The 25798-nt window shown below is 44.7% G+C and carries 29 protein-coding genes and 1 tRNA gene; 22 read left to right on the forward strand and 8 right to left on the reverse strand.

What is annotated here, in order from left to right; genetic code table 11:
• Positions 1-84: 84 nt before the first annotated feature.
• Positions 85-846 carry a methyltransferase domain-containing protein gene (locus NSU15_RS10360; RefSeq protein ID WP_339290236.1) on the reverse strand — a complete coding sequence of 254 codons (762 nt, stop codon included), beginning with the start codon at positions 844-846 and terminating at the stop codon, positions 85-87.
• Between the two features lie 253 nt (positions 847-1099).
• Between NSU15_RS10360 and NSU15_RS10365 the strand changes: the two genes are divergently transcribed.
• The 5 genes from NSU15_RS10365 (at position 1100) to NSU15_RS10385 (ending at position 6342) form a co-directional block, all read left to right on the forward strand.
• Positions 1100-1183, forward strand: a tRNA-Leu gene (locus NSU15_RS10365).
• Positions 1184-1647: 464 nt separating this feature from the next.
• On the forward strand, positions 1648-1977 hold the full coding sequence (locus NSU15_RS10370) for a PadR family transcriptional regulator (protein WP_042126232.1): 330 nt from the start codon (positions 1648-1650) through the stop codon (positions 1975-1977).
• A complete protein-coding gene (locus NSU15_RS10375) occupies positions 1974-2531 on the forward strand; it encodes a DUF2812 domain-containing protein (protein WP_339290238.1) in 558 nt (185 codons plus the stop codon). The genes NSU15_RS10370 and NSU15_RS10375 overlap by 4 nt, the downstream gene beginning before the upstream one ends.
• A gap of 222 nt (positions 2532-2753) precedes the next feature.
• Positions 2754-5843, forward strand: coding sequence for a PAS domain S-box protein (locus NSU15_RS10380; RefSeq protein WP_339290240.1), 3090 nt, complete (start codon positions 2754-2756; stop codon positions 5841-5843).
• A gap of 31 nt (positions 5844-5874) precedes the next feature.
• A complete protein-coding gene (locus tag NSU15_RS10385) occupies positions 5875-6342 on the forward strand; it encodes a NusG domain II-containing protein (protein WP_339290242.1) in 468 nt (155 codons plus the stop codon).
• Here the strand turns inward: NSU15_RS10385 and NSU15_RS10390 are convergent.
• The 3 genes from NSU15_RS10390 to NSU15_RS10400 are packed head-to-tail and all read right to left on the reverse strand — an operon-like array spanning position 6339 to position 9259.
• A complete protein-coding gene (locus tag NSU15_RS10390; protein ID WP_076120061.1) occupies positions 6339-7211 on the reverse strand; it encodes a TIGR03943 family protein in 873 nt (290 codons plus the stop codon). The two genes, NSU15_RS10385 and NSU15_RS10390, sit on opposite strands and share 4 nt — an antisense overlap.
• A 33-nt stretch (positions 7212-7244) precedes the next feature.
• Positions 7245-8234 carry a permease gene (locus NSU15_RS10395; RefSeq protein WP_076120062.1) on the reverse strand — a complete coding sequence of 330 codons (990 nt, stop codon included), beginning with the start codon at positions 8232-8234 and terminating at the stop codon, positions 7245-7247.
• Positions 8231-9259: a GTP-binding protein gene (locus NSU15_RS10400; protein ID WP_042126239.1), complete on the reverse strand. Its 1029-nt coding sequence runs from the start codon at positions 9257-9259 to the stop codon at positions 8231-8233. The genes NSU15_RS10395 and NSU15_RS10400 overlap by 4 nt, the downstream gene beginning before the upstream one ends.
• Before the next feature lie 203 nt (positions 9260-9462).
• On the opposite strand from NSU15_RS10400, the gene rpmG reads away from it, so the two are divergent.
• The 5 genes from rpmG (at position 9463) to NSU15_RS10425 (ending at position 12893) form a co-directional block, all read left to right on the forward strand.
• A complete protein-coding gene (gene rpmG / locus NSU15_RS10405; protein ID WP_076098468.1) occupies positions 9463-9612 on the forward strand; it encodes a 50S ribosomal protein L33 in 150 nt (49 codons plus the stop codon).
• Between the two features lie 50 nt (positions 9613-9662).
• Positions 9663-10871 (forward strand): GTP-binding protein, encoded by a 1209-nt coding sequence (locus NSU15_RS10410; protein WP_339290245.1) that lies wholly within the window; start codon positions 9663-9665, stop codon positions 10869-10871.
• A gap of 165 nt (positions 10872-11036) precedes the next feature.
• Positions 11037-11462, forward strand: coding sequence for a DUF6157 family protein (locus NSU15_RS10415; RefSeq protein WP_339290246.1), 426 nt, complete (start codon positions 11037-11039; stop codon positions 11460-11462).
• A gap of 15 nt (positions 11463-11477) precedes the next feature.
• Positions 11478-12227, forward strand: coding sequence for a GNAT family N-acetyltransferase (locus NSU15_RS10420; RefSeq protein ID WP_339290248.1), 750 nt, complete (start codon positions 11478-11480; stop codon positions 12225-12227).
• A gap of 21 nt (positions 12228-12248) precedes the next feature.
• The gene (locus NSU15_RS10425) at positions 12249-12893 is read left to right on the forward strand and encodes a class I SAM-dependent methyltransferase (protein WP_339290250.1); all 645 of its coding nucleotides are present in this window, start codon (positions 12249-12251) and stop codon (positions 12891-12893) included.
• Here NSU15_RS10425 and NSU15_RS10430 read toward each other — a convergent pair.
• On the reverse strand, positions 12867-13670 hold the full coding sequence (locus NSU15_RS10430; RefSeq protein ID WP_042126249.1) for an MBL fold metallo-hydrolase: 804 nt from the start codon (positions 13668-13670) through the stop codon (positions 12867-12869). The two genes, NSU15_RS10425 and NSU15_RS10430, sit on opposite strands and share 27 nt — an antisense overlap.
• A gap of 148 nt (positions 13671-13818) precedes the next feature.
• On the reverse strand, positions 13819-14403 hold the full coding sequence (locus tag NSU15_RS10435; protein ID WP_076120067.1) for a helix-turn-helix transcriptional regulator: 585 nt from the start codon (positions 14401-14403) through the stop codon (positions 13819-13821).
• 164 nt (positions 14404-14567) lie between these two features.
• Between NSU15_RS10435 and NSU15_RS10440 the strand changes: the two genes are divergently transcribed.
• The 11 genes from NSU15_RS10440 (at position 14568) to NSU15_RS10490 (ending at position 21598) form a co-directional block, all read left to right on the forward strand.
• A complete protein-coding gene (locus NSU15_RS10440) occupies positions 14568-14855 on the forward strand; it encodes a Dabb family protein (RefSeq protein ID WP_042126253.1) in 288 nt (95 codons plus the stop codon).
• A 209-nt stretch (positions 14856-15064) separates the two neighbouring features.
• On the forward strand, positions 15065-15505 hold the full coding sequence (locus NSU15_RS10445) for a HepT-like ribonuclease domain-containing protein (protein ID WP_339290252.1): 441 nt from the start codon (positions 15065-15067) through the stop codon (positions 15503-15505).
• 59 nt (positions 15506-15564) lie between these two features.
• Entirely contained in the window at positions 15565-16230 is a 666-nt protein-coding gene (locus tag NSU15_RS10450; RefSeq protein WP_042126257.1) for a metalloregulator ArsR/SmtB family transcription factor, read from the forward strand.
• A 100-nt stretch (positions 16231-16330) separates the two neighbouring features.
• Positions 16331-16783, forward strand: a complete 453-nt coding sequence (locus NSU15_RS10455) for a YtxH domain-containing protein (protein WP_076120068.1) — start codon at positions 16331-16333, stop codon at positions 16781-16783.
• 254 nt (positions 16784-17037) lie between these two features.
• Positions 17038-17844: a glutamate racemase gene (racE, locus tag NSU15_RS10460; RefSeq protein ID WP_042132046.1), complete on the forward strand. Its 807-nt coding sequence runs from the start codon at positions 17038-17040 to the stop codon at positions 17842-17844.
• Positions 17845-18049: 205 nt separating this feature from the next.
• Complete coding sequence (locus NSU15_RS10465; protein WP_339290256.1) at positions 18050-19258, forward strand: M14 family metallopeptidase; 1209 nt, start codon at positions 18050-18052, stop codon at positions 19256-19258.
• 110 nt (positions 19259-19368) lie between these two features.
• The gene (locus tag NSU15_RS10470) at positions 19369-19620 is read left to right on the forward strand and encodes a hypothetical protein (protein WP_339290258.1); all 252 of its coding nucleotides are present in this window, start codon (positions 19369-19371) and stop codon (positions 19618-19620) included.
• A 125-nt stretch (positions 19621-19745) separates the two neighbouring features.
• Positions 19746-20048 (forward strand): heme biosynthesis protein HemY, encoded by a 303-nt coding sequence (locus NSU15_RS10475; protein ID WP_042126263.1) that lies wholly within the window; start codon positions 19746-19748, stop codon positions 20046-20048.
• A gap of 41 nt (positions 20049-20089) precedes the next feature.
• Positions 20090-20329: a DUF1450 domain-containing protein gene (locus NSU15_RS10480; RefSeq protein WP_042126265.1), complete on the forward strand. Its 240-nt coding sequence runs from the start codon at positions 20090-20092 to the stop codon at positions 20327-20329.
• A 118-nt stretch (positions 20330-20447) separates the two neighbouring features.
• Positions 20448-20846, forward strand: a complete 399-nt coding sequence (locus tag NSU15_RS10485; RefSeq protein ID WP_042123336.1) for a helix-turn-helix domain-containing protein — start codon at positions 20448-20450, stop codon at positions 20844-20846.
• A complete protein-coding gene (locus NSU15_RS10490) occupies positions 20798-21598 on the forward strand; it encodes an IS3 family transposase (protein ID WP_339291250.1) in 801 nt (266 codons plus the stop codon). Before NSU15_RS10485 ends, NSU15_RS10490 begins: the two co-directional genes overlap by 49 nt.
• Positions 21599-21669: 71 nt before the next feature.
• Here the strand turns inward: NSU15_RS10490 and NSU15_RS10495 are convergent, their stop codons facing one another.
• Both NSU15_RS10495 and NSU15_RS10500 read right to left on the reverse strand, forming a co-directional pair.
• A complete protein-coding gene (locus NSU15_RS10495; protein WP_339290259.1) occupies positions 21670-23703 on the reverse strand; it encodes an LTA synthase family protein in 2034 nt (677 codons plus the stop codon).
• 98 nt (positions 23704-23801) lie between these two features.
• Positions 23802-24941: a class I SAM-dependent RNA methyltransferase gene (locus NSU15_RS10500; RefSeq protein WP_042126269.1), complete on the reverse strand. Its 1140-nt coding sequence runs from the start codon at positions 24939-24941 to the stop codon at positions 23802-23804.
• Between the two features lie 225 nt (positions 24942-25166).
• On the opposite strand from NSU15_RS10500, the gene NSU15_RS10505 reads away from it, so the two are divergent.
• Positions 25167-25796, forward strand: coding sequence for an O-methyltransferase (locus tag NSU15_RS10505; protein ID WP_042126271.1), 630 nt, complete (start codon positions 25167-25169; stop codon positions 25794-25796).
• Positions 25797-25798 lie beyond the last annotated feature (2 nt).

Consider the following 25798-nt stretch of genomic DNA (forward strand, 5'->3'; position numbering starts at 1 on the left):
TGAAAGTTTAAAAAGAGTGCATTGGCGCGGAAGCTGCGTCAGTACACTCTTTTTTTTGTGACATAGGAAAAATCGCATTCAGTGTTAGACTCGTTTGTAAGCGACAACCCGGATTCTACGATAATCCATCACCCAGCGGTTATCCTGAAATAACGTTGGCTTCAGTTTCTGTTCCATATAAGAGAGGACTTCTTCTCGTTCAGGGGGTGTGAGGACACTTAGGATTCCATTAGCAAAAGTGTTCAACCAGCGATGGAACCCTTGCTCTCCAGCCTCTAGTGGTGTTGGACGGTCGAAACAAAGGGCGAGGTCTACAGTTAGCCCATGCTGTTCTAGTAGTGTTGTGTATTGTCCGATACTTGGAAAGTACCAAGGCAGCTGAAGCTTACCGCTACACCCTATAGCGGCAAAAGCGTTTGGAAGTTCAGTAACGATGGAAGCGATATTGCCCAGCCCTCCGAACTCAGCGACAAAACGTCCGCCTGTTCGTAAGCAAGCAGCGATTGAAGCGGCAGCTCCGTTCGCGTCGGTTAACCAGTGTAGAGCAGCATTGCTGAACACAGCATCGACTGGCTGTTCCGCGACATAGCTTTGCCCATCTGCTAAAATGAATCTTAGCTGGGGATGCTTGTCACGGGCAGTCTGAATCATTTCAGCAGAGGCATCAATTCCTGTTACAGTGGCGCCGCTAGCAGCAATGGTTACCGCTAAGTCGCCAGTTCCGCAACCCCAATCTATGATCTGTTCGCCAAGCTGGGGGCGCAAAAGCTCAATCAAAGATGCCCCAAACTTAGACACAAAGGCCATGTCAGTATCGTAGGTTCCGGTGTTCCACTGCTGGTTCATACGTATTCATCCTTTCTGGTTTAGATTGACACTTTTGATGCGCTAGATTCTTTAATTATGTTGTACCATACTGACAACTTATAAGTGAAATATATAAAGTAAATAACACTGATTGGTTATTCCTATAGTGATGTGTTTCAATTTAACGTACTATCAGTCGTATTACACAATACATAAATAAATATATTGCTTTTTATCTAAAAAAGGAGTATAGTCTTAAATACGGTGATTATTTCACTGGTGTACATAATGTGCGGTCGTGGCGGAATTGGCAGACGCGCACGGTTCAGGTCCGTGTGGTAGCAATATCGTGGAGGTTCGAGTCCTCTCGACCGCATCGCCAAATAGGCTTATACAATTGCTCTTGGGCAGTTGTATAAGCCTATTTTTATTTCTGAAGTTACGGACCGTATCGCTCTTATTGGCCTTCAACTGCGTATAAAAGGAGTACATTTGGATGAATAGCTGCAACTGGGTCCGAATATATGTGGAAACCCTCTGTTTTTAGCAATTAGAGGCTTCTCAGTCCGCTACACCCCATGCGAAGTAGAAGGAATAGATTTAATTAGATGGAGTAGATCCAAGTTGGTGGAATTGCATTCCTAGTCTCCCCAGCTAAACAAATAAAGGGAACGATTATGAAGCGTCTATAGCATATGCTATAGGCGTTTTTTTTGCGGCCATAATCTTAACGAAATACATAAAATGGGTATTTTTGTATTGACAATTATATCGGCTTCCGTAATAATGATATTACGGTAAACGATATATCGCTAACAGTAATAGAATGGAGATGGAATCATGCCTGAAAGCTCAGAAAGAGGAGCCTTAACGGAAGCAGTGTTTTACATTTTATTGTCTCTATATACCGCAATGCACGGATACGCGATTATGCAGAATGTGAAGGATTTAAGTAATGGTCGAGTGGATCTCGGAGCGGGCACTTTATACGGAGCTATCAACACCCTGCTGGAGAAAAACTGGATAAGATCTGTGGAAGGGGAAGAGGGCTCCCGAAGAAAGGAGTACGAAATTACGGAATTAGGGAAGACGGTGATTCAGGGGGAGCTTATCCGGTTGGAAGAGCTGATTGCCAATGGGAAGAGAATAGCTGGAGGTGAGTCCAAATGATACATGTGGTTCGCAAAATGTTTTGGGATTTTGAGAAGGAAGAACAGTGGCTGAATGAAATATCTGCCAAAGGGCTGGCCCTTACAAACTACACATGGTGCAAATATGTGTTTACTGAAACGCCTAAGAATGAGTATACGTATAGGATTGAGCTTTTAGATAATGTGCCTACTCATCCGGAGAGCATCGCTTACATCAGGTTTTTAGAGGAGAATGGAGTAGAATGTGTTAGCAGCTTTGGACGTTGGATCTATCTTAGAAAGAGGTCATCTGAAGGTGCTTTTGATATTTACACGGATCTGGAATCCAAAATAAAACACTTTAAGCGAATTAACACGCTATGGAATTCTGTTATGTGGTTAGAGTTCATTATTGGTTTAGCAAACATTCTCATTGGGGTAACGAATTATTTCACTTCCTCAAGCAGCATTAGTTTGGTAAATGTTATTCTAGGCGGGCTTTTAATTCTTTTAGGACTTGTTTTTTTAAGAGCTGGCGCACCTATCCGTAAGAAAATTAAAAAGCTTCAACAAGAGAATTTAATAAGAGAATAGTCCTTATTCTTGTGATATGTATAAACAGCAGGTTTCCTGATTACTCGGGACTTGTTGTTTATTTTTTTTGTCTATGACGATAACGCGCAATCTCATTGCTTTTCACCGGCCTATCATTTAGGACTCAGCTATCAAGCTTAATTACCGAAAAAAAGGTATACTGGAATAGATTACGAAATTGTAATAAAGTTTGTCCCCATCTCAAAAGAGGAGGCTGCACAGGTGTCTGAATTTCTTTTTAAGCAACTATACTTACGGTCTTCTATAGGGGTTGCTGTAGTCTCTCCCAAGGAAGGGACCTTGATTCAATCCAATCCAGCACTTTGCCATATGCTTGGTTACTCTGAAGAAGAGCTTTTGAATCTACATTATTTAGATCTAATTTATCCAGACGATAAGACTAATGATGATCATAACGTTATCCTGAACAAGCTCTTAGTAGATCCTGGGACCGCAATTGAGTTAGAAAGACGGTTCTTATGTAAGGGTGGCGAGATGATCTGGGTAGCACAACATATATTTCTAATTCTTAAGGAGAATGCTAGTGAACCTCTTGTCTTGATTTCGGAACTAACGGATATCACAGACCGAAGGCTTGCCGAAGATAAGATTCAGAAAGATCAGCATTTATATAATTTGATCACCCAAAATACACCGGATATGATTTCTTTTGGCGACTCTGACGGTACGTTACACTACGTCTCTCCTTCAGTAGAGTTGCTGCTAGGATATCCGGCACATGAAATGATTGGCACAAAAAGACCGGAGTATTATCACGTAGATGATGCCTTAGAGATGACCCAACACGGAAAGCTCTATTCTGATACGGATGTGTATACACGTAGAGCCCGGCATAAGGACGGACATTATTTGTGGATCGAGAGTAGCTCTCAGGTAGTTCGTGATGAGCAGGGGGAAATCAAGCAGATTTTAACCATCGGCCGCGATATTACACAGCGTAAGAAATATGAGGATATGCTGGCGAAAGCCCAATATCTTGCGAAAATGGGATCTTGGGAATGGGATGCGACAAAAGCACGGTTGACGGTTTCTAGAGAGATGCGCAATATTTTTGGTTTTTCACTGGATGACAGCATTCATTCCTATTTTGATTATAAACGTGTCCTTTCCTGCATTGAGCCAAATGATTTAATCATACTTAAAAAGCTAGTTCGTCATTCTTTAGCTATTGGAACGAATGGTGAGGCTATGGTTCGAATTAAGAGTGCGGATGGAATATTAAAGTTTTTGGATGTGCACTGGGAAGTGATTAAGGATGAAGAAGGAAGAGTGCTACAGATCAGCGGGATTGCCCAGGATGTGACTGAACGTCATCGAATGGAGGAACAGATGCGTGATAGTGAGCAGAATTACCGACTCCTGTCGGAAAATTCAATGGATTTTATTTCACGAAATACAGCGGACGGACACCTCACCTATCTATATGCATCACCGATTTGCCAGACGATGTTCGGGTATACACCGGAAGAAATGTACGAAACCAGAGGTATAGATTACATACATCCTGAGGACAAGGAGAAGGTAGTATCCTATCTTAACAGTTGTATGGAAGGCAAAAAGCTCGAACCTGTATCCTTCCGGTTTCTGTGCAAAGATGGGACCTACATTTGGACGGAGACAACACTACGCTATATTTACTCGGAAACCTTTGGAGGACAAGAGCTGGTGTGTGTAACCCGGGACATTGCGGAACGGGCGCGGCATTTTGAAGAAATAGAGAAGTTAAGTAACGAGCATGCTCTAATATTGAATTCGGTATCTGAAGGTATATTTGGCATGAACCTTGAAGGCGATACGATGTTCATCAATCCTGCGGCGATTACTATGCTGGGATATGATCCAACGGAATGGATGAACAGCAAATTCCATGCGATTCATCAGACTTGGCTGGATAATGAGCCTTTTTTGGGCATTCAGAAGACACTGATACCTTCGCATTTCAATAATCGCTCTTTCGAAGAGAAGGAGGGTGTATTTTGGAGGCAGGATGGCTCGAGCTTTTTGGTCAGATATCGCATGACACCGCTTTTTGATGGCGAAGAGCGAATCGGTGCTGTAGTCGTTTTCCGAGATATTACCGAAGAGAAGGAGATTGTGCGAGCGAAGGAGTCTGCTGAGGAAGCAGATCGGGCGAAATCGGAGTTTCTAGCGATCATGAGTCACGAGCTGCGTACACCGATGAACGGTATTATCGGAATGGCCGACTTACTTTCGGGTACAGAGCTGGATGAAGAGCAGAGCTACTACACACAAATCATTAACAGTAGCGGGGAAGCATTGCTTCATATTTTGAATGAAGTTCTCGATTTCAGCAAAATCGAAGCAGGCATGATGACATTAGAATTGCAAATGGTGGATTTGCGTGAAGTGATACAGAATGTTAGCGAGCTATTTTATCCGAAGGTCAAAGAGAAAGGCTTATTATTGTCTATCGATATTGCAGCAGATCTTCCATTTGTCATTGTGACGGATGAGTCGAGATTGCGCCAAATTCTCGTAAACCTGGTTGGGAATGCGGTGAAATTTACGGAAAATGGTGAAATCAGTATTTCTGCCAGTCTGGAAGCTTCGCAAAAATCAGGAAATATTATTGTTAAATTCATGGTTAAAGACACGGGGCTGGGGATTCCAGTTGCCAGTCAAGGGTTATTGTTTCAATCGTTCTCGCAATTGCATCCTTCCATCAATCGTAAATACGGCGGAACCGGACTTGGATTAGCCATTAGCAAAAAGCTGGTGGAGCTGCTCGGAGGAACAATTGGTGTAAGAAGTTGTGAGGAGCATGGCTCAGAGTTCTATTTCACGGTGGAGGTCTCATTGCCGAAAGAGGAATGGAATCAGAAGGTTGCACTTTACCCTTCGGCGGATGTAGGCAAAAGCGATAACCCTAAAGCCAAAGGGGATGTTAAGGGGGAATATGGACCCATGTCCATTCTCATCGCTGAAGATCATCCAGTGAATCAGCAACTGATGCAGGCTTATCTAAAGAAGAGGGGATATGTACCAGACATTGCAATCAATGGCGAGGAAGCGGTTCGCGCTGTGCTGGCCAAGGATTATGATCTCATATTTATGGATGTTCAGATGCCGATTATGGATGGGATCGAGGCAACAGGGATTATACGCGAGAAGCTGGGGCTGTATCCAATTATTATTGCTGCGACTGCCTTTGCTAGAAATGAAGATAAAGAGATGTGTTTGAGTGCCGGAATGCAGGATTTCATCTCCAAGCCTATTTCAATCAAGGAGCTCGACAGGGTATTAAAAGATTGGTCTACACGGATTCGCTAAAGGATGAGGAGTATCATTGACAAAGAGGCGTATGATTTATATATTTGTAATCGTAATTATTACGCATATCAATGTCGATGAAAGGATCCATACCTTGTTAAAAATGAAGCGTGGCGATTTTGTAATTATTTTTATAGCGCTGTTAGCAGCCGGTTTAATTTACGGAATCAAGTGGTGGGACACCCGCAATGAGCAGTATCAACAAGGAGATTTGAAAGCTATAATTACGGTCGATGGCAAAGAATACAAAACCGTTTCTTTGACTAAGGAAGAGCAAATTATAGATATTCAAACAAAGTTCGGTCACAATACCTTAAAGGTATTTGATTACGGGATCCAAATGACGTATTCTGATGCGCCTCTGCGAATCGCCTTAGAAATGGGGTTTATTTCTAGACCGAAGCAGCAAATCATCTGTATTCCAGCTCGTATAATGGTTGAAGTATTTAACCCTAACCGGTCTGAGAATGATGAAGATGAGCTGGATGCCATTATTTAGTAAGGCTTAGCAGAACTCTGTAGGGCTTTCCATGTGGCTATGGAGTCAGCGCTCGTGTAAATGTAAGGTGTTGTTGGTTGCGCGATCGGTGTAATGCTTTCTGCACGAATTTGCATTATTTCTTGGCCCTTATATTGCACAACTTGAAGCTTGCCCCGAACCTCTATCCAGGTATCAGTGGGCAAGCTTTTTAGTTTGCCGGAATCAACCAGCATCCCAAATGGAGTGGCATCAGCGGTACAGCACTGGACCAGAAATCTGCCAATGGCAAAAGCATTCTCTGGCGTTTCACTGTCATTGCGATATAGAAACCCGGAAACGGAAATTTCTTTGCCTTCAAATTGCTCTTTATACATGTCGATAGCACCAAGTGTTTCGGAGAAAATTGCAGGGTAAACAGGGATAGTAGGCTGTACATAAAGAATCTTGGCCAGCTCTGTGAGCTCCTCGTGATAGGGATCAATTGATTCGAATCTAGCGACATTGTTAGTATCGGAGGGCGATGAGGTTAAAGTTATCCCTTTTTTGCTAGCAGCCATACTTCCCAAGGCACGGTCAGGAAGTGCAAATCCAAGCAGCAGCGGAAAAAGAAATAATCCATAAAGTGCTGTACTTTTAAATATGGAATGCGGGAGGCGATGCTCGCAGTCGCATAGAACACTGCCTTTACCAAATAAGGCCTGAATGGCCAAGCTAAGTGCCATAAGTGTCAAAGGAATCGGACATAATTGAACCCAGCGTGCCAGCTTGGGCGCTACATAATAATGCAAAGCGTCTTGCTGCACTAAATGCCCAATATAGAGAGCAAAGGCGAGCAGAATGACCGCCCTTAACAAATAGTGAAATCGGATGCTTCGAGAGTCATTCATGCTCTTCCTCCTATCAGTGCGGAATTTCTATGATTACAGCCATAAGGACATGACTACAGCCCCGATAAATACGCTCGAAAAGATAAGAAAGAACAAATAAAGGGCGAATTTGGTCTTGAACAGGGAGAGTAACATCAATGAATTTTTGAAATCCAGCATCGGCCCGAACACCATAAAAGCTAGCAGTGCACCTGCCGGAAAAGAATGTACAAAGGTGGAAGCAACAAAGGCATCCGAGGTGGAGCAGAGTGAAAGCACAAATGCCAGTCCCATCATGAAAAAATAAGACCCTAGCGGCTTATCTCCGATTGCTGCCAGACTATCTTGAACCATAAACGTTTGGATGGCCGAGGTTAGTAGACAGCCGATAATTAAGTATTTTCCCATCTCAAAAAACTCGTCCGAGGTATGAACAAAGACAGCAGCTAACTTTCCTCCACGTGAATTATTGTGATGCGTGTTATCGGTTTCGCGCTGAACACTCAGGCGTACAGGGGACTTTTTCACCGTTGCATAGATAATTAGGCCTATAATACAGGCGACAGCAAAGGCTAGACCCATCCGGGCATAGGCCAGTTCGGAGTGGTTACGAAAAGCCGTCAGAGTTGCTCCGTAGACGACAGGATTTAGGATGGGTCCGGATAGAATAAACACGATCGCCACGTAGACAGGCATCCCCTTATGGATTAGCCGGCGGACGAGAGGGATCATTCCGCATTCACATACCGGAAAAATAATTCCAAGCAGGCAAGCGAATAAAATAGCCGGCAACGCCTGCCTTGGAATCCAGCGGGAGATCATTTCATCTGGGATAAAGACTCTAAGCAGCGAGGATAATAAAGCTCCTGCTAACACAAACGGCAAAGCTTCTAGCAAAATCCCGATAAATCCGGTTTTGAACGTATCAATGTACGCGTTATCCAGAAGTTCCAGCTGATTTGGCACCCATATAAAACCAATGATGATCAAGAAGGAAATCGGTAGAAGCAGCGGCAGTAATTTTAATGGAGATAGGGTAGTCAAGGCGCGAATAAGGCGGTCCACCGATCTGCCAGCAGTTCCTCATCTAAATTAATCCCGATGAATACCACATAAGGCATTCCAGGATAACGAGACGCCTCCCAGCTCGTACGCATACCCGCATATTGGACAAGCTGTACCGGTTCCTGTTCAGACAAAAGGATATGGCCCTTGGCACGGAGCAGGTTGTCACCCCATTCTTGAAAAAAAGCCTCTAGCCGTTCTTTGGAAGGCATAGTAGTCCCTGCTTGAGGTATGGTCAGCGTGATGGCAGTCACTTGGGAAAAAGAAGCATGCTGCTCCTCCTGCACTTCTTTTACAGCGGTTCCTCCGTGCTCTGAATTCATTTGCTTCAGAGAGGCGCCTTTAAAGGTCTGGGGCGCTCGTTGCGGTGCGGGCGCGATGATTTTGCGTGGAATGATTCCTGATAATATCGGAGAAAGGTTGATCTCGCTGTAATGGGTATATACGATTTCAGCCTCTGCATTTTGTTTTCGAACACCCTTTTCTATTCGCCATAAGGTTTCAGGTTCTACAAGATCACTCTTATTAACGACAATGAGATCAGCGGTGGACAGTTGCTTGCGAAGAGTACGAACCAGTTGTTTGTCAGAAGAGAGTCTGCTGTTATATTCTAAGGCGTTTTCTGCATCCAATAAGGTAATCGTAAAATGCAATTCGACTCTTTCCTGGAGAGAGGTTTCTTGTAGTGTTTTGGCGATTTCTTCTGGGTTTGCGACACCGGTAAGCTCGATATAAATAGCATCAGGGCGCCCTCTTAACAATACCAGCAGGCTGTCTGCCAGATCCTCTTTACGGCTACAGCATACGCACCCGTCCAGCAGTTTAGTCACGGTTGTACCCGTGTGCTCCTGTAGAATATATCCATCCACATCTCTCTTACCGAGCTCATTCATAACTACGCCAGGGTTCAGTCCTCTTACCTTACTCTCTTTCAGCAGGGACAACAGCAGAGTTGTCTTCCCGCTCCCCAGAAACCCGCTCAAAATAATTACTGGTATCTTCATGATCTCCACTCCTGCCTGATTCTCCTGAAATTACAAGAATCATATTTTTATAATTCCATCTATACGTGATTTGTCCATCAGAAAGACCACAAAATTAAGAGAGTTGAAATATTTACAAGACGATAGTTGACAGACAGTGAATAAAACGTGTACGATGTGTTAATCGTAATTATTACGATTTAATTAAAAAGGAGATGGAACCAATGAGAGTAATCATTACTTTAGCATGTACGGAGACAGGAGATCGCAACTATACCACTACCAAGAATAAGCGAAATCATCCAGGTCGTATGGAAATGAAGAAATATTGTCCACGCCTCAAAAGAGTTACCTTACACCGCGAAACCCGGTAAGTGCTATAAGTGCTAAATATAAATGCTAATCAATGATAGGAGTGATCTGAATGAAAAAAATCCCCGTTACTGTGCTAAGTGGTTACTTAGGCTCCGGTAAAACAACGTTGTTGAATCATGTCTTGCACAACCGAGAAGGCTTGAAAGTTGCTGTTATCGTGAACGATATGAGTGAAGTGAATGTGGATGCCAATCTGGTGAAGTCCGGAAACACGCTGTCCAGAACTGAAGAGAAATTAGTGGAGATGTCTAACGGTTGTATCTGCTGCACACTCCGCGATGATTTGATTGTTGAAGTGCAAAAGCTGGCTGCTGAGGGTAGGTTTGATTATATCCTGATTGAATCTTCTGGCATTAGTGAGCCTGTGCCGGTAGCCCAGACCTTTACCTATGCGAATCCCGAGCTGGATATCGATTTAACTACGCTTGCTCAATTAGACACGATGGTTACCGTTGTGGATGCGGGCCGATTCTGGTATGACTTCTCTTCTGGTGATAGTCTGATGGATCGCAGTCAAACGGCTGGCGAAGATGATTTTCGCGATATCGTGGATTTGCTTATAGATCAGATCGAAACTTGTGATGTGTTGCTGCTTAATAAATGTGATCTGCTGGAAGAAGAAGAGCTCAACAAGCTTGAAACTGTGCTCCGTAAACTTCAGCCGACCGCCAAGCTGATCCGTACGGTTAACGGAGTGGTAGATCCGAAGGAGATTCTTAATACCGGACGGTTTGATTTTGAAAAAACAAGCTTATCTTCCGGTTGGATCACGGAGCTGAATAAGGAGTCTCATACACCTGAGACGGAGGAATACGGAATATCTTCGTTTGTCTATCGCCGGAGAACACCATTCCATCCGCAAAGATTAAGCTTGTTCTTCAGTCATTGGCCGGAAGAGGTTGTTAGGGCGAAGGGGATTGTATGGGTTGCCGCTGAAGGTGATCTTGCAGCGAGTATCAGCCAGGCTGGACCCTCGATTCAGTTCGGACCTGCCGGCTACTGGCTAGCTGCAATGCCTGAGGATCAGCAGCTGGAGGTATTGGAAAGCGAACCTGAAATGAAAGCCAAGTGGGACGAGCAGTGGGGCGATCGCATGAATGAAATCGTGTTTATTGGTGTGAGTATGGATCAGGCACAAATTGAAGCCAGATTGGACAGATGTTTACTGACACTTGAAGAGCTGAAGCAGGATTGGACCACCTTTCACAATCCGCTTCCATGGCCGGTAGAGGAGCTCCTAGCAGCTACCGAGGAATAGAATCTAAAATGAGATAGCAGGTAGGAAATCCGGAGTCAGGAGATTTAGATTCCGGATTTTTGCTGTGTAATTATAGTGAAATTTGTAAAATTCGGCTATGCTTATAATAGAGCTATGAATTATCATAGAAGGAATATATTTCAATTAATAATAGAGGTGTTGCACATGAGTTATACAAACACTTTCATTCGGGTAGCAGAAGATTGTCCTGAGGAAACAGGAATCCCTCCGATGTCTTGTCGTACACTCCCGCCTGCTCATGTAATTCAGTATGAGCTGCTTATCAATGAACCCTATAAATACAATCATGAAGAGCTTCTGTACGAGATTCATGTGCGGCATAAACAAATCCCACAGGAAGTACGAATGAACCGTAAGGAAGAAATATGGAATGAGCTATTTTCCAGAAAACATCCATGCCTGCGGGCCTCTCTGCTTCCGAAGCGTTTCGGTTGGGGAGTTCATTACAATGCAGATGGGAAAATAGCACTATACGGCAAGGAGTCCCCTGAATACGACTATTTTACTTCGTATGGTGATGATGCAGTGAAGCTGCTGCCAGCGATGCGTAATAAGCGGGAACGCGGTTAATAAGGAGGGGATAGCATGTATAAATCAATAGAGGAAATTACACTCAATACGTGGCCGGCAGAGCAGAGTGTTCTCCTAAACGGCTGGGTACTGCGAACGGCTGCAGGTTATACAAAAAGGGCCAATTCGGTCAATCCATTGTATAGTGTTGAGAGCTCTCATACCGATCTTACAAACCAAATCAAGCTTGCTGAGCAGTACTATAAGGCTGCGGGATTAAAGCCTGTGTTTAAAATAACACCGTATATCCAGCCAGCGAACCTGGACGAGCTTCTAGCGGATCGCGGATACACAGTTGTTGAGCCATCCTCTGTAAGGCTTCTAGACCTAGAGGATTTAGCTACTCCTGATCATCGATATGAGGTACAAGTTCAGGAGAGCCTAACTGAAGAATGGCTAAATGTCTTCACGAAGCTCTCTGTGCTATCCATTGAGAATCGGAGCACATTAACTAGAATGTTATGTGCTTCGGTCTTGCAGCAGGGCTATGTTCTTTTGTATAAAAATGGTGTTCCTGCCGCTTGCGGTCTGGGTGTTATTCAGAACGGATACATAGGTCTCTTTGATATTATCACGGCTTCCGATCAGCGTAGACAAGGTATGGCGGAGCAACTGCTGCTTGCATTAATTCACTGGGGCAAGACGCAGGGAGCGACAACCGCTTTTTTGCAGGTTGTACAAGCGAATGCTGGTGCTTCGGCTTTGTATGACAAGCTCGGTTTTAAGGAAATATATCCATATTGGTATAGAGTGGTGGGCAATTAAAGCGAAGTGAGGTGATGACGAATGTCCGATTACTGGAACCGGCGGTTCGCTCAGGAAGGAATGGTCTGGGGAACTGATCCAAGCCTTACGGCTTTGGAGGCAAAGGGGCTCTTTCGTAAGCATAATGTGAGGTCCGTACTTGTACCAGGAGCAGGCTATGGGCGGAATACGAAGGTGTTCTCCAGTGAATTTGAGACCATTGGTATTGAATTAAGCGGGGCCGCACTCGGGCTTGCGGTGGAGTGGGACCCCGCATGCTTTTTTATTTCCGGTTCCGTGTTAGACTGCAATCTAGAGACGAAGGTAGATGCTATCTACTGCTATGACTTATTGCATTTATTTCTTTATGAGGATCGTCGCAGGTTGGTTTCAAATTGTCTGGACCAATTGCACCCCGGAGGTCTGCTTTATTTCACTTCTTTTTCCGATGAGGATCCGAATTACGGCTGTGGTGCATGCTTGGAACCTGCAACTTATGAATATATAGAAGGGAAATATGCTCATTTTTTTAGTGAAGCTGATTTAAAACAGCATTTTGAGCATATGGAAATTATAAAAACTGGCACCTATATCGAGACACTTAGAGATCCTCAGGGATCAACCCGTCAATATGTCCTAAGATCTATATTCGCAAGAAAATTACACGAACTTCCCTTGACCTGGTAGCGCCATTTCTTTGAAATTTTTGCATAAATGGGCTAGCTGAGTAGATAACTTCTCACCTTCCATAGGCACCCCGTGTCCAGAGAGAACGATATGAGGGTTTAGGAGTGCAAGGGTTCGGACTGACTTTTCAGCGTCTTCCCAGTCCGTTGTGAAATAAGAGGGCGGGCCGTGTACAACCTGATGCTGTGTAGCCACTGCGAAAACAGACTCTTGTTTGACTGTAAGAAAGGTGTCACCAGCAATCAGAACCTTATCCTCTGGTCTGAATAGGGAAATATGGCCGGGACTATGACCGGGAGTATGGATCCATTTCCAGCCTTTTGCTCCAGGGACGGTTCTGTCTTCCGGCAACGGCTGTACGGCTGAACCAAGGTCGATGCCGCGATGTGAAAATAATGAGGACACCGTACTCATCAGTCCGCCGCCTACGGCCGGGTCCGCTGGAGGATAGTCCGCTTTACCTGTTAGATAAGGAAGCTCAAGCGGATGAGCATATACGGGTATATTCCATTCCTCAAGAAGCTTTTTTACGCCCCCGATATGGTCAAAATGTCCATGTGTCAGGATAATGGCGACTGGGGGCTTCTCGAACTTCTCTTTAGCAAATTCAATAATCCTATTTGCGTATGAGCTGAGTCCTGTATCTACAATGATCCAGTCCGAATGGGGCTGGCCAATGAATGCGCAATTTACGAACATAGTTCGTAGTCCGATGACACCGGGGGCCACGTCCCAAGTATCGGTGTAGCCTTCAGATAGTATTCCATCAAGTCTCATCTTACCGCCTCCTATTCCGTTCTAAAAATCTGAAGAAAGTACCTAAACAGTAGTATGACCCTTTTTCAAGAAAAAAATATGGCAAAAAACCCTTCTCCTAATTAAGGAGGAAGGTCTGGCGTTAAACTAATTAAGCGATAGAATCACATTAGAGCGTTCCGCAGTCTGCAAATAGAATATGGCGTGGAATCCGGAAGAAGGCTTCAGCTTTTTCCTGCAGAGCAGGAGTCGGCAGATGGCTGCTGTGCAACCATTTACGGAACGTTCCGGGATGAACCCCTATCCAAATACTTACATCGGTTACGGAAAAATCGTAAACCATACAAAGTCCGGTCAGAATCACATTGCTGCGCGGTGAACTGGTAATACTTCTTTTCATAAAGCGAGAAGGTGTTGGTTGACATACAATTGGACTTTGACGAATCAGTGTTTCATTAAACAAAATGTGGGACGGGTACCCGAGCAGGCGGCAGGTCTTGTCAATGTTATTGTTGGAAGGGATACGACCTTCGTATACCCAGGCACTTACACTGCGAGAGGATATACCAAGATCTTCTGCGAGTCGTGAAAGTTTGATATCCTTAGCCATCAATACAGCAAGTAACACACGGTTTCTAATCTGGCTACGCTTTGGACGGCGGAATCTTTTTACACGAACGCCTTGTCCAAGATATTTGCGGTTGATCAGAGACCACGCCTGGATATTATGAGTTTCTTGTTGGTTACTAGGCATAATTCCTCCGATTTTTTAAAAATATACTACAACACTTTCCTGTACATCGGCAATGGTTAATGCTGCTATTTCTGTCATCACTTCTTAAGTTTCTTTCAGAACGCGTAAGCTTATGATATATTTTTAATATCTAATTACAATATTACAACAGGGAGCGAGATAGAATGATCAAGCATATAGTGTTTTTCAAATTGAAGGACCGGTCCGAAGAAAGCGTTGCGGCAACGGTAGCCGTATTGCGAAATATGGAAGGTAAAATCCCGCAGCTCCTTTCGATTGAAGTGGGTGCTGATATCATTCATTCTGATCGATCCTTTGATATTGCGCTTGTTACGGTGGTAGCTTCTCTTGATGATTTACAGGCTTATCAGGTTCATCCGGCGCACAAGGAAGTCATAGCTCATATTAATGAAGTGAAGGAACTTTCAATTGCTGTAGATTACGTAATTTAAGCGATAAACTGATTGAATAGCATCATCATTTTATACCGGAAGCGGTGACAGGAATGCGTGAGCTCGAGTATCCGATGGAAGCGTTAACTTATTTGGTCGTTTTTCTTGCGGCAAGTTTCATTATGTTCTTTTGGCTGAAACGCCGCGGCAAACGCGGTAAGTAGAGATAATGCAGATTTCTCTAACTATTTTGACATGGGGGTATTACTGTGTATTATGTCAACCGCAAACAAATCGAAACCATTCTTGCTCAAATCCCAGATATAACCACGGGTCTTCGGACTGTAGCAGCTTCATGGGATGGCAACACTTTAACCGGACTAATACAAGAACGCTGCCTTCATCTGGCGATAGAGGTGGTCACGGACGTTGGTAGTTGTCTGATTGACGGTTTTATTATGCGTGATGCTGGAAGTTATGAGGATATCATTTCAATCATACATGAAGAAAAAGTGCTAGGTAAAAGTGAAATATACGAGAGATTGATAGAGCTTGTTGCGCTCCGTAAGCCGCTCGTGCAGGATTATTTTGCCTGGGAAAGAGAAGCTCTACATCCGCTCACTCCAATCCTTCCAGAGGTGCTAGAGAAATTTGCTATTGAAGTAGGGAATTATTTGGATCAGGAACTAGGGTCCGGTGTAACGCTATAATAGCATAAGATAGAATCATATAAAATAGGCGATAGCCGTGAAAGAGAGGGGGTTCCTTTATGATGAAGATGGGGCAGGAAAATGGATCGACAAGGCACTTGATTATGACGCTCCTGAAAACGAAAGGACCACTGACCATCGGCGCGCTGGCAGAAGAGTTGGGAATTACAGAGATGGGTGTCCGTCGTCATGTGCTTCAGCTGGAGCAGGAGGGACTTGCTAAGACAAAAGTGGTTCGGCAAGCGATGGGGCGGCCTTTACATATGTACTCTTTAACAGAAAGGTCCGAAGACTATTTTCCAAAAAGCTATCACAATTTGGCTTTGGAGCTTCTGCGTGAATTGGATTATGGCAGTGGATTGGAAGCTGTAAATACATTATTTGAGGGACGCCGTCGGCGAATGCTCACCCAGTATGCACCGATGATGGAACGCCGGAATTTGGAAGAACGAGTAGCCGAGTTATCGTCGATCCAAAATGCCGGGGGATATATGGCGGAGTGGAACCGTGAAGAAGACGGTTCGTATGTCATAAGAGAATACAACTGTCCGATCCGCCAGGTGGCTACCCAATATCGCAAAGCTTGTCAATGCGAACATAGCTTATTTGAGGAGTTGCTGGATGCTAAAGTTACAAGAAGTGAATGTATGGCAGAAGGCGGACAATGCTGCCGATACGCTATTGCACCCAAAAATGTAACAGACAAAACTTCTGAAAAGTCGTAATAATTAGTCACAAGACAAACTCCTGCTGCTTATGATATAGCAGATATAGGCATTAGCCCGGTAGAGCGGGAAGCAATGAATTTAAAGGAGAGATGAAACGATGAAAAAGGACACTAAAGGTTTATTATGGGGAGCTTTAGTCGGAAGTGTGGTTGGATCGGTGACAGCACTTCTGTTCGCACCTAAGCCAGGAAAAGAGCTGCGCAAGGATATTGCGGAAGGAACAGCTGCTGGCATTGAAAAGGTACAGGGAATTGCCGTGCAGGCAGGTGACAAGAGCGTCGAGCTGTATGACAAAGCTAAAGATTCTATCGGCCATGTCGTACATGAGGTCCGCGAATGGAGCAAATCATGCTCTGGTGCTGTTGAAGAAGATACAGCTACTGTAGCTGTAAGTGGAATTGCTGCTGAAGAAACCATTCAAGAGGCTGCAGTCACTTTGGAAGAGGTCACGGAGTTAGAGGTATCGCCTGTAAGTGATGAAGCTGGCAGTGAAGAAGCTAGTCTTGAAGAAGCTCAGTCAGATGACAAGGACAATAACGAAATCGCATAATGAAACAGTGGATGGATTCTTTGGTTTTACGTTCAAAAAGTACTTATTCTCTTTTAATAGAGCCGCTTTTTCGCATTGGGCGGAAGGTGGCTTTTTTATTTCATTCTTATGGACCTGTGAAATGATGGAAAAAGTATTGGCTTGAACTAAGAGTACAAAAGGAGTATTATCTGCAATTGGGGCTGAAAGTCAGGTACATTTTGTTTTCGGCTTACATAAGCTACACAAAACAAGTAGAAGGAAGCGGTGTGTTCGTGCAGCAAGCTATCGCAATATTAGACTCAGGTGTGGGAGGGCTAACAGTTGTCAAAGAAGTGATGAGGCAACTCCCGCGGGAGAAGATCATTTATTTCGGAGACACGGCCCGAGCTCCGTACGGACCCCGTTCGACCGAGGAAGTAACACTGTTTACAGAACAAATAGTAGATTATTTGATCCAGTTTAATCCTAAAATGATTGTTATCGCTTGTAATACCGCAACAGCCGCGGCACTCGATTATATCTCAGCCAAGGTCTCGATCCCTGTCATTGGGGTGATTCATCCCGGAGCCCGTGCTGCAATTAGCGCGACCAAAAGCGGACATGTCGGCGTGATCGGTACAATTGGAACAATTAGCAGTGGGGCTTATACTAATGCACTGAAGCAGCTGTCTCCATTCGTTGAGGTTGTTAGTCAAGCCTGCCCAGCGCTTGTCCCGCTTGTAGAGCAAGGCATGTTCCGCTCAGAGAAAAGTTATGATATTGTAGAGCAGGCATTGGAAGGCATTAAAGATACTAACATCGATACTTTAATTTTAGGATGCACTCATTATCCATTTCTTGTTGAACCTATTGGAGAGACCATGGGCCCGGGAGTCAAACTGATCAGTTCCGCAGATGAGACAGCTCGTGAGATCAGCACGATTTTATATGATAAAGGCAAGCTGTCTATCGGGGACGAAAGTCCAATTCATCAGTTCTTCTGCAGTGGTGATGCTGAAATGTTTCAGAGAATTGCCCGAGACTGGCTTGGAGAACAAATTAGACGTACCCCAGTAGTGTGGCAAGTATCCACGTTATAAGCAGAGTAATGTTGAATTGAATAGGGACAAACTCTACGGAGTGTAAGAAAAAAGGCTGGGAAGCACGTTTCCCAGCCTTTTTTCTTGTGATTCATTTCTCCTTCATGCAGGGGAGTGGCACTTGCATACAATAGAGTTAAGTGCTGTTTGCTGCTATTTTTGTATCTACCGTATCAGCAATTAAAGGCCGAGAGGATGAGACCTAATGCGACAATATATTGCAAGCAGGGGAGATACCGTAAGCCGAATTGCCGCCCTGCATGGATTAACCCCTGAGCATGTGATTCAAGGTAATCCATGGGTTGGGAGACAGTCTTATTTATATCCGGGTCAGGTTTTATTTCTGCCGTCTTCACCCCGTAAGAGATATGCGGTGCAAGAAGGGGACGATCTTGAACGAATAATCTCATTATTCCATGTGAGTTTAGATGATTTGGAGAAGCTTAATCCAGGTGTGACCTCAGGACGCTGCTGTACACCGGGAAAAGTGCTCGTCATTCCGCCTCCGATTCCAGAGCGAGTGGTGTTCTTGCGTGGAGAGTACGGCCCGGTTGATGTCGAGAACGACATCAGCAGTCTGATTGCACAATATCCTTTTATACAAGCACATCCAATTGGCAACAGTGTGCTTGGCAAGCCAATTCATGTGCTTAAAATAGGTAATGGAAGCCGTCATCTGCATGTTAACGCGGCTCTGCATGCTAATGAATGGCTGACCTCGCCTTGTTTGATGTCGTTTATAGAAGAGTACGCAGCAGCTTATGCTAAAGGTTTGGCATGGAATGGTCATCGTCCAGAGGAATGGTACAATAACTGGACCCTATGGGCTGTTCCCATGGCTAACCCTGACGGCGTGGAATTAGTACAGGAAGGTGTTTTGCCAGGCCACCCGTATTATGCGGATCTTATGAAATGGAACGGGGGACGGCGTAGCTTCCGCCATTGGAAGGCCAATATACGCGGTGTGGATCTCGGGGATCAGTTCCCTGCCCATTGGGAAGAGGAACGGGAACGTCGGGGTGTATTTCTGCCCTCTCCGCGTGATTACAGTGGTCCTGAGGCGCTTAGTGAGCCTGAGGCAGCCGCACTGGCAATACTTGCTGAGGGAGTGCCCGGAGAAGCTGCAGTGTCTTTGCATACCCAAGGGGGAGAGATCTACTGGAATTACCGGGGATATGAGCCTCCCGAAAGCCGTGAACTAGCAGCACGGCTGGCCGCTGCGAGTAGCTATCGTGCAGTCGAATTAACGGGCAGCGATGCTGGATATAAGGATTGGTTCATCCAGACCTTCCGCAAACCTGGATTTACAGTAGAGCTAGGGATCGGCAAAAATCCGTTACCACTGGCAGATTTTGAAGATATGGCACTAGAAACGGGTCTAATTTTGGGAACGATACTATCCAATGTGAAATAATTATGAAACAATTACAGTAAACTTGCGTAAAATAAACCATAGGGTATGGCCGCTGTCGTCACTACACGTTATCCGCGGCTGTATCCTTTTTACTTGGGAGGAGGGCCACTATGAAACTGAAAAAACTGCTGTCACTGAAGCAATGGTCTGCCATCTTCAGTAGTTCCTGGCGATATGTAATCTCCCCTAAAGTCGCAGTTGGGGACAAGCTGTTATTCACAATTCCAGTGCTGCTCTATTGGGTGTTGCCAGATTTCATGCCGTTTTTACCGATCGATGATATTGGAGTAACAATGCTCCTGATGGGCTGGTTCGTATCACGGATGGGAAGGAAATACCCGGCACTTCAGGCCGGAGAATGAGGCAGTGAAGTGAGATTTGCCTCGGATTGTGTATCTAATTTGTTAATATAGTTGCTTTTAGATATCAATTACCTTTAAAATAGGTAATTGAGTATTTAATTTAAGTACTAGGAGATGGATAATAGATGAAGGTCAAAATTACCCGCAATGCGGCTAAAGTGATAAAGAAACAAATGGAACTTGAAGGAAACAGCGAGTTGAAGCTTCGCGTAGCGATTACGCATGCTCACGGTGATCATGCTCACTACGGACTGGATTTGGACACGCCTAACGAGAATGATGTTGTAGTGTCGACAGATAAAGAAATCGATGTTATTCTTGATCCGAATCAACCGCTCCTTGATGGTGTGGTCGTTGATTATTTATATCTTCCTGAAGAAGGTTTTGTTATTACTAATCCGTCTAAAGGTAATCACGGCGATCACTAAACGTTTCGCCTTAAATTTGGGACATAAAGAAGGGTTGCTCCATGGCTAACGATATACAAGTGTGCGATGAATGTAATTTTATGAAATTGAAGAGTATCATACCCAAACTGCAAAAGATGGCGCCTGATGCAGAGATCAAGGTCGGCTGTAAGTCGTACTGTGGTCCATGTGGCAAACGGGCCTTTGTATATGTTAATGGTCGTTATGTGAGTGCTCCAACAGAGGAAGAAGTGTTGAAGAAGGTAGAAGCTTTTATCAAGCAACCGGCCGTTCAGAAATAATGCAGAGGTCTTATCCATCAACTTAAAAAGCCCTAAACCCGTGTGAAGTGCACCCCTTAGAATAGACATTGGAAAAAACCCCTGGTTTATCCGATGAAATTCTAGGGGGTGCATTTTTATGGCGATTAAAGGACAGAAGTTTAAAAATTACTCAGATGAGATTAAAAAAGAGGCCATTCGTTTACATGTGGAGGAAAGATGGACTTATCGGAAAATTACGGAGCATTTTGAGATACAAGATCAAGGACGGGTAAAGAGATGGATGAAGAAATACCGAGAGCTAGGGGAATTTGGGCTACTAGATCAACGGGGGCGTCGTATTGAATATATCGATCAAGATAGGTATGTTCAAAAGCTCAAACGGGAAAATGAAATGCTAAAAAAGTGTTTGGAAATCTGGATGCAGGAGGTGAAACGCACAAATATAGAGTCATTGAGAACGCTGCAAAAGAGTATGCCGTTAGCAACCTGTGTAAACTCTTTAGGGTCTCTAGAAGTGGATACTACGCTTTCATGAAGCGCAAAGGAACAGATCGGGATCAGGAAGCAAAGGCGCTCATTCAGAAGGTCTATGAAAGGTATGAAGGAGTCTACGGTTATCGCCAAATTCAATTGTTCTTGCTACAAGACCACGGGGTTTGGATGAATCATAAGAAGGTACTCAGAATTATGCAGGATTTAGGCATTCGTTCGAGGATCCGCCGAAAACATCGTTGTAATTATGCTACTTCTGAAGGAGACCGTGTGGCGAAAAATATTTTGAAACGGGATTTCAAAGCGGATGCTCCCAACCAAAAATGGGTGACAGACATTACGCAATATCGTGTAGGCGAAAAGTGGCTCTATCTTTCTGCGATTAAAGATTTATTCAATAACGAAATTATCGCTTATCAAATGAGCGCTAGGAACGACAACGAACTGGTTCTCCGGACCTTTGAGCAGGCGTGGAGTCAGCAAAAAGACGTGACTGGACTGATCGTTCACAGCGATCAGGGATTCCAATACACGTCTCATGCATACCACGACATGCTGCCAAAGGTTGGGGCCCGAATCAGCATGTCTCGCCGAGGCAATTGTTATGACAACGCCTCTATGGAGAGCTTCTTCTCGCATCTCAAAACGGAAGGACTCTATCCTTATGATATCCGAAATATGGATGAGGCACAAAGGAAAATTGAAGATTACATTCGATTTTATAACCAACATCGGCCACAACGAAGGTTAAATAAGCTGCCTCCGGTAGAGTACCGGAAACAGCTTATTGCCTAGGGTCTTTTTTCAGTGTCTATAAAATGGGGGCTTGACCAGTGTTGATGACGGAGTTTAGGGCTTTTTTTTAATTATAGATCGGAATTTTTATGGCGCGGTTTCTTCTTTTCGAGCATTTTGATGCCATCGTATTTCATGATATCGTCTGAGATTTGCAGTCGTTGCTTGCTTGTCTCGAACCCTGTACTGCACCCCGCAACATCAATAACTTCGCGGCTATCGAGGCTATAACAGGTACCCTTGTCGAATTGGCCATTTTCACTTGGGAGATAGGATCTCTTCGCATCGGCAAAGGCACCGGTTCGCAGTGTCACAAGTCGCTCTTTGCCGCTGAACAGATTATTACCCATAAGATAATAAGGATCTTGGGAGATCCCCAGCAGATGGAGTAAGGAAGGTGTGAGATCCAATTGACCCGCCGGATTAGAATCAACGACCGAGGCGTTAGTGCCCGGGAGATGAATGAGTAATGGAACTTGGTGCATGATTTGATGCATGTCGAGTTTACTTAGGCTTTTGCCAAGAAATCGCTCGTAATAAGAGGTCTCTTGGATGGAATTATCATGATCCCCATAAAAGGCAAGAATCGTATTATCCCACAACCCGCGTTGTTTCATATCACTTACTAATTGCCCTAAAGCTTCATCCGTATAGTGAACAGCCTGCAAATAATCACCGAAGATAGTCCCCTTAAACTCCCCAGTATCAAGCCCTTGCTTGTCCGCAGGGAGAGAATAAGGATGATGACTAGATAGTGTAGTCAAAAAGGAGTAAAAGGGTTGCTGTATCGATTCTGCTGTATCCATCATATTCAGTGACTGCCTCAGGAACGATTTATCTCCCAATGACCAGCCTAGAGGCTCATCGATCTTGTAGTCTTTTTTACTATGAAAATGGTCATACCCCATCGCCTTATACATGATCTGTCGATTCCAGAAGCTTCCCTCATAGGCATGGAAGGCATTGGTACTGTAGCCCTTTGACTTCAAAATGGCAGGCAGTGTGTCAAACTGATGATCCGGGTAACGGACAAATACTGAGCCGGAGACCAGCGGATACAGTGAACCATTAGAGGCGAAATCCGCATCGGAGGTTCGTCCTTGTGAGGTCTGATGATAGTAATTACTGAAGTAGGTGTTCTCTTTTATAAGCGCATTCAAATTAGGTGTGATCTCTTGTCCGTTAATCGAACGTCCCACTACAAAATTCATAAAAGCTTCGGCTTGAATCACAATGATATTGCTTCCGCTGTATTTTCCAAAGCTGTCGTTAAGTGCGCTTTGCTCAGCATTGTGTTCATTGAACCAGAGCTTCATGGAACTGGCTTCCTCCTGTGGAAGCTCGGGCTGAGGGCCTAGATGATCTTTGGCATACAAGTAAATATCATAACCGTGAAATCCAATGAGTCCTGTAACGTTATACATCGCCAAGCTCCACCAGTTACCCGTGAACAAGCCCTTGGCCCAGGTAGTGGCATAAGAGTGGATAGGGCCAAAGGTCAGAAAGCACCCCAGTACCAATGCGACGACACCGTTAGCGCTCCGTTTCAGTACTGTCATTAAGCGTGATGAAGTGCGGGAATGACTTGTACGAGCATAGTAGGAAGCCTGCCCATTGTTATAGGTATGGGTGTTCCGGCGGAATAGTACTACGCAAAAGACGTAAACGAGAAACAGCAGCCAATCCGCGAACAAATAGAGATCAGAAGGACGGAGCAGTGCAAAGATACTCCCGCCGAGTGCATCCATTTGTCCGGCTTGAAACAGAACGGGAACGGTGATGAAATCTTGAAAGTATCGGTAGTAGACAATGTCAGAATAAATAAGTAATGTCAGGAGCAAGTTTATGATTATCAGGGCTATGGTTTGACCACGTCGGGGGAGCCATAGCACCCAAAATGACAATAGCATAACTGAACCAAGAGCAATCAGCTTATCGAGACGGTTCATATCAATATTTGGGGCATGCAGCCCGCTGTGAAGAAACATTAGCTTAGCGAGCATAATGCCAAGAAAAAGGATATAACCGATATAACGGGAGAGGACAATAGGGGTGATTCTATCTATTAAGGACGAACTGCTCCTCGTAAATGGATCTCGTGACACATTAAAGCCTCCTAACGCTGTAAATGAATAGGTAAGAAGAAACGGACACCGTCCTCTATTGAGGTAGATGTCCGTTCTTAATTCAATGGTCTTCCAAATTATTTTGGATTTCTAGGTGGAAGTGGACCCAAGTATTGATAATATTGACACTCAATACGTCCGTTATACAGCTTGCGACGTTTGTCCGCTTTACGGCCGTAATATTGTTCGAATTCCTTATAAGGACTGATGGCAAAGAATGACCAAGTCGGTAGATACAACATCATTTCACCAAATTGGCGAGTCAGCTTCTCTACCTCTTTGTCATTACTGATCCGTTCTCCATATGGAGGGTTGGTGATGATGCAACCATATTCCCCTTGGGGTCTTGCTTTGGCGGCAGCCATCACGGTGAAGGTGATTTCTCCGGACAGGCCGGCGCTTTTAGCGGCAGCTTCAGCGATTTCTATGGCAGCAGGATCAATATCAGTGCCGGTTAGCTGTAACGGATAATCGTCTCGCACGGCATCGAAAGCTTCTTCGCGGGCTTCTTCCCACAGATACTTAGGAATGACTGGCCAATGTTCCGAAGGGAAGGAGCGGCGAAGTCCCGGTGCGATATTCCAAGCGATCATAGCAGCTTCGATCAACAGTGTTCCTGAACCGCAACAAGGATCATATAGCGGTCGGTGGCCATTCCAGCGGCTAAGCTGGATTAGCGCAGCAGCCATCGTTTCCTTCAGTGGCGCTTCGGTTGCTTGTCTGCGGTATCCACGTTTGTGAAGTGCAGGTCCAGTAGTGTCTAGTGTAATAAGCGCGATATCATTTAACAAAATCACTTCGATTACATAACGAGGTCCGTTCTCTGGAAACCAGTCCGTATGGTAGGAAAGCTTTAGCTTTTCAACAATAGCTTTTTTGACAATCCCTTGGCAAGCGGGTACACTCGTTAGTTGTGATTTATGGGACCGGCCTTCTACCGGAAATTCTCCATTCTCTGGAATCCAGTCTTCCCAAGGAAGGGCTTTGACACCCTCGAATAATTCATCAAAGGTTTTGGCTGGAAATTGGCCCATTTTTACTAATACGCGGTCCGATGTACGCAGCCATAAATTACAGCGACAGATGTCGATATAATCACCACTGAACAATACACGACCGTTTTCGACCGTGGTCTCATAACCCAGTTCGTTTAATTCGCGCGCTACTACAGCTTCTAATCCCATAGGGGCAGTAGCGATTAATTGTAATTTGCTCAAATACGCTCAACTCCGTTTAACTTGTAGATAAATACAAAAAGCCAGTACAATAAGAAGAAACGACATTGTCGTCCTTTAAAGACGATAAGCGTTTCTCGCAAAAGCATCCATACAAGTATATGGGAATGTGGGACACTTCACAATGCCCGGCATTCCATAAACCATAAAATTTTCCCCGTCATCCCTTAAATCGAGAAAACGGGGGATCATCAAAGGAGAATCTTTATGCTTACACAAGAAGAGTACAGTGAACAACTTTATACCGAGGACGAAATCCTGCTTCAGGTAAAAGAAGCTATCGTCCAAGCGGGTATGCCGGAGGTCTCTGTCGAGCCGGGATACGGAAGACTGCTCACCATGCTTGTTAGATTGTCCCGCTCGAAGCGTATTTTGGAGATTGGCGCACTTGGCGGCTACAGCGGGATTTGCTTATCCCGTGGTTTCGCAGCGGGTGGCCGGCTGACCTCACTAGAGCTAAGGGCCGATTATGCTGAACTTGCTCGCCGTAATTTAGAACTGGCCGGATTCGGAGATTCTACGGAGTATAGAATCGGTCCTGCTATGGACAGTCTGAAGGCTCTGGAAGCAGAGGGTGCTAAGTTCGATTTCTTTTTCATTGACGCAGATAAGATTAACTACTCTAATTACTTGGAATATGCCATTAAGCTGGCTAACCCAGGTGCGATTATTGCTGGTGATAATATTTTTCTCCGCGGACGGACGCTAAATACAGATCGAAATGGGCCTGCCATTCTTGCAGTACGGCATTTCAACGAAATGATCGCTACCGATGAACGTCTGATCAGCACTTGTCTGCCAGCCTATGATGGACTGGCGTTGGCAATGGTGAAATAGCA

The organism is Paenibacillus sp. FSL E2-0201, assembly GCF_037963325.1.
Lineage (GTDB): Bacteria > Bacillota > Bacilli > Paenibacillales > Paenibacillaceae > Paenibacillus_AQ.